A 2,766-nucleotide genomic window follows, 5' to 3' on the forward strand; every position below is an offset into this window, starting at 1 on the left:
ACCCCCCCCCCCCCCCCCCCCCCCCCCCCCCCCCCCCCCCCCCCCCCCCCCCCCCCGGCGCCGGCGCACGAAACGGGGGGAACCCACCCATGCCCACGCCTCGTGAGCGGCTCGCCGACGCCCGGCTCTACCTGTGCACCGACGCCCGGAGGCGCCAGGGCGACCTCCCGGAGTTCCTCGACGCGGTCCTCTCCTCCGGCGTGGACGTCGTGCAGCTGCGCGACAAGGGCATGGAGGCCGGTGAGGAGCTGGAGCACCTCGCCGTCTTCGCCGAGGCAGCCCGCCGCCACGGCCGGCTCCTCGCCGTGAACGACCGGGCCGACGTCGCCCACGCCATCGGCTCCGACGTGCTCCACCTCGGCCAGGGCGACCTGCCCGTCCCCGCGGCCCGCGCGATCCTCGGCGACGGGGTGCTGATCGGCCGTTCCTGCCACGCCGAGAGCGAGGTCGCCGCGGCCGCCGCGGAACCGGGCGTGGACTACTTCTGCACCGGCCCCTGCTGGCCCACCCCCACCAAGCCCGGGCGGTACGCGCCGGGACTCGACCTCGTGCGGTACGCGGCCGGCCTGCGCCAGGACCGTCCCTGGTTCGCCATCGGCGGCATCGACGAGACCAACCTCGACGAGGTCCTGGACGCGGGCGCCCGCCGCGTCGTCGTCGTCCGGGCGATCACCGAGGCCGACGACCCGGCCGCCGCGGCCGCGGCTCTGGCCAAGCGGGTCCGCGAGCGCGCGGGGGCCTGACCCCGGCCGCTCGGGTGTCCGAAAAGGTGTCCACCAATCGGACGCCGTGTACGCGGCCCGCCGCCCCGCGTCTAACCTGCCGGTATGGCCCTAGGTACCGCTTCCGTCCGTTCGGACCGCGCGCGCACGGTGCGCGAGATCCTCGCCTCCGGCGGCACGTCGTACTCCTTCGAGTTCTACGCCCCCCGGACCGAGAAGGGTGAGCAGGTCCTCTGGAACGCCATGCGCAGGGTCGAGGCGGTGGGCCCCAGCTTCGTCTCCGTGACCTACGGCGCCGGCGGCACCACCCGCGGCGGCACCGTCAAGGCCACCCAGAAGATCGCCTCCGACACCACGCTCACCCCCGTCGCGCACCTCACGGCCGTCGACCACTCCGTCGCCGAACTGCGCAACATCCTCGGCCAGTACGCCGACGCCGGCATCCGGAACATGCTCGCCGTCCGCGGCGACCCGCCGGGCGACCCGCTGGGGGAGTGGGTCGAGCACCCCGAGGGCGTGAAGTACGCCGCCGACCTGGTCCGGCTGATCAAGGAGTCGGGCGACTTCTGCGTCGGCGTCGCGGCCTTCCCCGAGATGCACCCCCGCTCCACCGACTGGGACGCGGACATCCGGCACTTCGTGGACAAGTGCCGCGCGGGCGCCGACTACGCGATCACCCAGATGTTCTTCGACCCGGAGAACTACCTGCGGCTGCGGGACAGCGTCGTGAAGGCCGGCTGCGAGACCCCGATCATCCCCGAGGTCATGCCCGTCGTGAACGTGCGGACCCTCGACCGGCTGCCCCAGCTGAGCAACGCCGCGTTCCCCGCGGATGTGAAAGACCGCATCCTCGCCGTCAAGGACGATCCCGCCGCTGTACGCTCCATCGGTATCGAGTTCGCGACGGAGTTCTGCGCGCGTCTGCTCTCCGAGGGTGTCCCCGGACTGCACTTCATCACGCTGAACAACTCCACCGCGACGCTCGAGATCTACGAGAATCTCGGACTGCACCAGCAGTCGTGACCGGTCGTACCCGCCCCGACCCGCGGCGGTGACCGTGGAGAGGGGCGGCGGGGCATGGGGTGGACGGTCCTCTACATCGCGTTCGGCGTGGTCGCGCTCTGGCTGCTGGGGGAGGTCCTCCTCCAGTACAAGGCGCGGCTGCGCTGGCGCGTGCTCGCCTTCTGCGGCTTCCTCGGCGTGGTCCTCGGCGTCCTGCTGCCCTCGGTCGCGGTCATCGTCGCCGGTGCCGTCGCCTTCGCCGTCGGCCAGACCTACGTGACGCTCTCCTTCCGCCGCGGCTTCTCCACCGGCTGGGCGATCGGGGGCAACCCGGGGGCCAGCCGCCGGCGCAGGTCCGGGGCGCCGGTCCAGGCCGGGCCCACCCTGGAGGTCACCGAGCTGTCCTACGGCGACGACGACACCGGCTACGCCGCCCAGGACCAGGCCGACGGCGCCGCGTCCCGGCCCGCCGACATCGGCACCGCCGCGGTCTACGAGCCCGAGCCGCTCCCCGAGGACACCGGCCAGTACGGCGTCTACGACGCGGGCCAGGCCACCGGCGCGGGCTACGCGCCGGGATACGACCCCTACGCCGCCGGCTACGACCAGACCGGCTACGACCCGTCCGCGTACGGCCAGACGTCCTACGAGCAGCAGCCGGCCTACGACTACGGCGCCGCCGGACAGCAGCAGTACGCCCCCTACTCGGACCCGTACATCGGCCCCGGCGCGGACGGCCAGCAGTACGCCCCGTACTACACCGACCCCTACGCCCCCTCGTACACCTACGACACCCCGCCCGGCGGAGTCTGGGTGCCGCAGCAGCGGGACACCGAGCCCGACCCCCACCAGCAGCCGCAGGCCCCGGGGCCCTACGGCTACGAGCCGCATCCGGACGACCAGCAGCAGTACCGGTACTGAGCGCCGCGGGGGGGGGGGGGGGGGGGGGGGGGGGGGGGCGAGGGAGGGGGGGGGGGGGGGAGGCGCCCCCCCCCCCCCCCCCACGCAGCCTCGAGACATGTTATTATTGGGGGGGCAGAGA

3 protein-coding genes are annotated in these 2,766 nt (G+C 73.9%); all 3 read left to right on the top strand.

Annotation, left to right across the window (positions count from 1 at the left end; all coding sequences use genetic code 11):
* The first annotated feature begins 89 nt into the window (after positions 1-89).
* On the top strand, positions 90-743 hold the full coding sequence (gene thiE / locus ACZ60W_RS37195) for a thiamine phosphate synthase (protein ID WP_469759830.1): 654 nt from the start codon (positions 90-92) through the stop codon (positions 741-743).
* Positions 744-827: 84 nt separating this feature from the next.
* Positions 828-1,745, top strand: coding sequence for a methylenetetrahydrofolate reductase [NAD(P)H] (gene metF / locus ACZ60W_RS37200; RefSeq protein WP_366302371.1), 918 nt, complete (start codon positions 828-830; stop codon positions 1,743-1,745).
* A 54-nt stretch (positions 1,746-1,799) separates the two neighbouring features.
* Positions 1,800-2,645, top strand: a complete 846-nt coding sequence (locus tag ACZ60W_RS37205) for a hypothetical protein (RefSeq protein ID WP_469759831.1) — start codon at positions 1,800-1,802, stop codon at positions 2,643-2,645.
* Positions 2,646-2,766 lie beyond the last annotated feature (121 nt).

It is taken from the genome of Streptomyces sp. NPDC104202, from assembly GCF_055584185.1.